Here is a 4,677-nt window from a genome sequence, read left to right as displayed (position 1 = left end):
GTCCGCGCCGGTGCCCGGCTCGCCGAGAGCCTGCTCGCCCGACTGCCCGACCGGGCAGCGTTGCCGGCCGGCCCCGCCGACCCGGTCGACCTGCAACTGTTGGGGCCCGGGCAGCCAATGGCGTTCGGGCTGCCGCTGACCGCCCGGCGCGCCGACATCCTGGCGCTGCTGGTCGACCACCCTGACGGCCTGACCGCCGACGAGATCGCCTACCGGCTGTTCGGGGACGACGGCAAGGCCACCACCGTCCGCGCCGAGATCCACCGCATCCGACAGCAGTTCCCCGGCCTGGTGGTTGGCCGGCCCTACCGGCTGGCGGCCGGCGTCCGCACCGATGTCGGGTTGGTCCGCGAGCTGGCGTCCCGCGGCTCGGCGCTGGCGGCGGTCAACGCGTACTCCGACGACCTGCTGCCCAGATCCACGGCGCTGGAGGTCGAGATGATCCGCAGCGAGCTGCGGCAGACGGTGCGGGCCGCAGCGATCGGCAGCGGCGGGGCGGCGCTGGCGTCCTGGTGTGATTCGCGGGCCGGACGCCACGACCTGGCCGCGATCGAGCGTCGGCTGGCCGAGCTGTCGGCCGGTGACTGGGGCCGGGAGCACCTGCTGGCCAGGCGCCGCCGGCTGCTGGCCGACCCGGCCTGACCACCCGAGGGTGCGGTTGCCACGCCGCTGCAACCCTGGCCCCGGCAGGCTGGGCGCAATCGTCGAGAGGAGTCGGGCGTGACGCGTGTCGGGATCATCGTCAACCCAGCTTCCGGCCACGACATCCGTCGGCTGGTCTCGGCCGCAACCGTGGTCGACAACAGCGAGAAGGGCGCGATGACGGTGCGGCTGCTGGCCGGCCTGGGCGCCACCGGGGTCGACGAGGTGCTGATGATGCCGGCCGACCTCACCATCGCCCGGGCCATCGAACGGGTCTCGCGTTCACTGCAGGTGCAGGGCCTGACCGCCCCGCTGCCGCAGCTCACCTGGCTCGACCAGCCCACCACCTACCAGGCCCGGGACACCATCGCGGCCCTGGCGGCGATGGTCGAGGTCGGGGTGGACGCGCTGTGCGTGCTCGGCGGCGACGGTACCCAGCGGCTCGTCCACGGCCGGGTCGATGAGATCCCGGTGCTGCCGTTGTCGACCGGCACCAACAACATCTACCCGGTGTGGACCGAGGCCACCGTGGCCGGCATCGCGACCGGGCTGGTCGCCACCGGCCGGGTGGACCGCGCCGACGGCTGCGTCCGGGAGAAGGCCCTCGAGGTCACCTGTGCGGGACGCACCGAAGCAGCGCTGGTGGACGTCGGGGTGATCTCCGACACCTTCGCGGGGGCGCGGGCGATCTGGCGACCCGACCACATCCACGAAGTGGTGGTCTGCTTCGCTGATCCCAGCGCGATCGGGCTGAGCGCGATCGCGGCCGCCGTGACCGACCTGCCGCGCGGCGCCGACCACGGCGCCCGGGTGGTTATCGGGGACGGGCCGACCGTCCGGGTGCCGATCGCCCCGGGACTCGTGGTCGAGGTGCCGGTCGCCGAGGTCACCCCGCTGCCGATGGGCGAGACCACCGAGCTGATGTCGGTGCCGGGAACGATCTCGGTGGACGGGGAACGCGAGATCGAGCGGTACCGCGGGGAACCGGCCACCGTCACCCTCACCGATGGGCCGTGGCGGATCGTGGTCGACCAGGTGCTGCGTGCAACGCGACTGCAACGGGACACCGGTTAGCCTGCCGTCACAGGCGGTGCCGCATCGTCGTGGTGCCGCCGCGACGAACGGAGACAGGGGATGACCGACACCGCGAGCGGGACCATACCCGCCAGTGAGCTGCTCCAGGCATATCGGACGATGCGGACGATCCGGGCCTTCGAGGAGCGCGTCTACAAGGAGTTCCAGACCGGGCAGATGCCTGGTTTCGTGCATCTGTACGCCGGTGAGGAGGCGGTGGCGACCGGCGTGTGCGACGTGCTGCGGCCCGACGACTACATCGCCAGCACCCACCGCGGCCACGGCCACGCCATCGCCAAGGGCTGCGATGTGGTGGCCATGATGGCCGAGCTGTACGGCAAGGCGACCGGCACCTGCAAGGGCAAGGGCGGATCGATGCACATCGCCGACCTGTCCACCGGCATGCTGGGTGCCAACGGCATCGTGGGTGGCGGCCCGCCGCTGGTGTGCGGGGTGGGGCTGTCTGCCAAGGTCCGCGGCACCGACCAGGTCGGGGTGTCGTTCACCGGCGACGGCGGCTCCAACCAGGGCACCTTCCTGGAGAGCCTCAACTTCGCCGCCGCAATGAACCTGCCGGTGGTCTTCGTGATCGAGAACAACGGTTACGCCGAGGCCACCGCCAGCACCTTCCACCAGTCCGGCATCGACGTCGCCAAGCGGGCCGACGGCTTCGGGCTGCCCGGCGTCGTGGTCGACGGACAGGACTACTTCGCGGTCCGGGAGGCGGCAGCCGAGGCGGTCGGGCGCGCCCGGGCCGGCGGCGGGCCGTCCCTGATCGAGTGCAAGACGGTCAGGTACTTCGGCCACTTCATCGGCGACCAGCAGAAGTACCGGGCCCCGAACGAGGTGAAGGACGCCCGCGAGAACCGCGACCCGCTGAAGAACTTCCGGGCCCGCGTCACCCAGGCCGGGGTCCTGACCGATGAGCAACTCGACGCCATCGATGCCGAGGTCGCCGAGCTCATCGACCGAGCCGTGGCCGAGGCGCAGGCCGCGCCGTTCCCGGCTCCCGAGTCCGCCCTCGAAGACGTCTACGTCTCGTACTGACAAAGGAAGACAGCCATGACCCGAAAGATCTCATACCAGCAAGCGATCAACGAGGCGATCCGGCAGGAGATGGAGGCCGACCCCACCGTGGTGCTCTTCGGTGAGGACGTCGCCGGCGGCGCCGGCGCGCCCAGTGGCGAGGACGACGCCTGGGGCGGCGTGCTCGGGGTGACCAAGGGCCTGAAGAAGCTCTTCCCCGACCGGATCCTGGACACCCCGCTGAGCGAATCCGCGATCATGGGGACCGCCGCCGGGGCGGCGGCGTCCGGGCTGAAGCCGATCGGTGAACTGATGTTCATCGACTTCTTCGGCGTCTGCTTCGACCAGATCTACAACCAGGCGGCGAAGTTCCGCTACATGTTCGGCGGCAAGGCCGAGACCCCGATGGTGATCCGCACCATGTACGGGGCCGGCATGAACGCCGCCGCGCAGCACTCCCAGGCGCTGTACCCGGTCTTCACCCACATCCCGGGATTGAAGGTCGTGCTGCCGTCCAACCCGTACGACGCGAAGGGTCTGCTGCTGACCGCGATCCGCGACAAGGACCCGGTCATCTTCTGCGAGCACAAGATGCTCTACACCATGAAGGGGGAGGTGCCGGAGGAGCGGTACACCGTCCCGTTCGGGGTGGCCAGGGTGGTGCAGGAGGGCGACGACGTGACGGTCGTGGCGCTCGGCCAGATGGTCGGATTCGCGCAGAAGGCGATCGGCCTGCTGGACGGCGTCTCGGTCGAACTGATCGACCCGCGCACCACCTCACCGTTCGACGAGGAGGCGGTGCTGCGCAGCGTCGAGAAGACCGGCCGGCTGGTGGTGGTCGACGAGTCCAGCCCACGGTGTGGGATGGCCGCCGACATCGCGTCGCTGGTGGCCACCAAGGGGTTCGACTACCTGCGGGCGCCGATCCACAACGTGACCCCACCGCACACCCCGGTGCCGTTCGCCGCGCCGCTGGAGCGGTACTACCTGCCCAGCCCGGAGCGGATCGCCGAAGCGGTCAACGAAGTCGCCGGAGTGAAGGAGAGGGTGTGACATGGCGGAGTTGAGGAACATCACCATGCCGAAGTGGGGCCTGTCGATGACCACCGGCACGGTGACCGGCTGGCGGGTAGCGGTCGGTGACCGGATCGCCGAGGGCGACGCCGCGCTCGAGGTGGCCACCGCCAAGATCGAGGGTGAGGTCGAGTCGCCGGTCTCCGGTGTGGTGCGCCGCATCATCGCCGAGGAGGACGACGAACTGCCCGTCGGCGCACTGTTGGCGGTGGTCAGCGACGAGGAGGTGTCCGAGGCCGAGATCGACGCCCACATCGCCGAGTTCCAGGCCAACTTCGTGCCACCCGAGGAGGAGTGATTCCGGCCGGTCGGTCAGGCCGGGTTCAGCAACAGCACCAGGGGTAGCGGGCTGGTGAGCAGCAGCGTGCTCGCCAGCACCGCCCACTTGTGGTTGACCAGTTCGGCCACGAACTCGCGGACGACGCCGGCCGGCCAGTAGTACCAGGAGACCGGGGCGCCGGCCACCTGGATGGGCAGCCGTAGCCGCCGGGCAAGGTCTGCGGTGCGCAGCACGTGGAAGTTGCTGGTCACGGCCAGGCCGGTGGCGTCCGGACCCAGCTGCGGGTCGTCGGCCACCAGCCTGGCGGTGTAGCGCAGGTTCTCCTCGGTGTTGGTGGACGCGTCCTCCAGCCGCACCAGTTCACCGGGCACCCGCAGTTCGGCGATGGCGTACTCCGCCATCGCGGCGGCCTCGGCGCACGGTTCGTCGTCGCCCTGACCGCCCGTCATGATCAGCACCGGCGAGTGCCCACGGGCGTGCCACGCGCTGCCGATCTGAGCGGCCCGGCGGACGCGGCTGGCCAGCACCCGGCCCACCTTGCCGTCGGCCAGGCCGGCGCCCAGCGCCACGATGTAGTCGGG

The 4,677-nt window shown here is 70.8% G+C and carries 6 protein-coding genes; 5 read left to right on the top strand and 1 reads right to left on the bottom strand.

The window, feature by feature from the left end; translation table 11 throughout:
• The 5 genes from WBL05_RS08040 to WBL05_RS08020 all read left to right on the top strand — a co-directional run.
• The coding region (locus WBL05_RS08040) for a helix-turn-helix domain-containing protein (protein ID WP_424225065.1) at positions 1–642 on the top strand (642 nt) is incomplete at its 5' end.
• A 78-nt stretch (positions 643–720) separates the two neighbouring features.
• Positions 721–1,716: an NAD(+)/NADH kinase gene (locus WBL05_RS08035; RefSeq protein ID WP_424225063.1), complete on the top strand. Its 996-nt coding sequence runs from the start codon at positions 721–723 to the stop codon at positions 1,714–1,716.
• Between the two features lie 60 nt (positions 1,717–1,776).
• Complete coding sequence (locus tag WBL05_RS08030; RefSeq protein ID WP_424225061.1) at positions 1,777–2,763, top strand: thiamine pyrophosphate-dependent dehydrogenase E1 component subunit alpha; 987 nt, start codon at positions 1,777–1,779, stop codon at positions 2,761–2,763.
• 15 nt (positions 2,764–2,778) lie between these two features.
• Positions 2,779–3,795 carry an alpha-ketoacid dehydrogenase subunit beta gene (locus WBL05_RS08025; RefSeq protein ID WP_424225060.1) on the top strand — a complete coding sequence of 339 codons (1,017 nt, stop codon included), beginning with the start codon at positions 2,779–2,781 and terminating at the stop codon, positions 3,793–3,795.
• A 1-nt stretch (position 3,796) separates the two neighbouring features.
• Positions 3,797–4,114, top strand: coding sequence for a biotin/lipoyl-containing protein (locus tag WBL05_RS08020; protein ID WP_424225058.1), 318 nt, complete (start codon positions 3,797–3,799; stop codon positions 4,112–4,114).
• 14 nt (positions 4,115–4,128) lie between these two features.
• Here WBL05_RS08020 and WBL05_RS08015 read toward each other — a convergent pair.
• Positions 4,129–4,677 (bottom strand): YdcF family protein (locus tag WBL05_RS08015; protein ID WP_424225056.1); only part of this gene is annotated, 549 nt, incomplete at its 5' end.

The organism is Brooklawnia sp. (assembly GCF_049651565.1).
Taxonomy (GTDB): Bacteria; Actinomycetota; Actinomycetes; order Propionibacteriales; family Propionibacteriaceae; genus Brooklawnia.
This window is presented reverse-complemented; position numbering and strand designations above follow the sequence as displayed.

Bases quoted from the DNA above. Each gene is read 5' to 3' on its own strand.
- WBL05_RS08030 (WP_424225061.1), top strand. From the start codon at position 1,777: ATGACCGACACCGCGAGCGGGACCATACCCGCCAGTGAGCTGCTCCAG.
- WBL05_RS08025 (WP_424225060.1), top strand. From the start codon at position 2,779: ATGACCCGAAAGATCTCATACCAGCAAGCGATCAACGAGGCGATCCGG.
- WBL05_RS08020 (WP_424225058.1), top strand. From the start codon at position 3,797: ATGGCGGAGTTGAGGAACATCACCATGCCGAAGTGGGGCCTGTCGATG.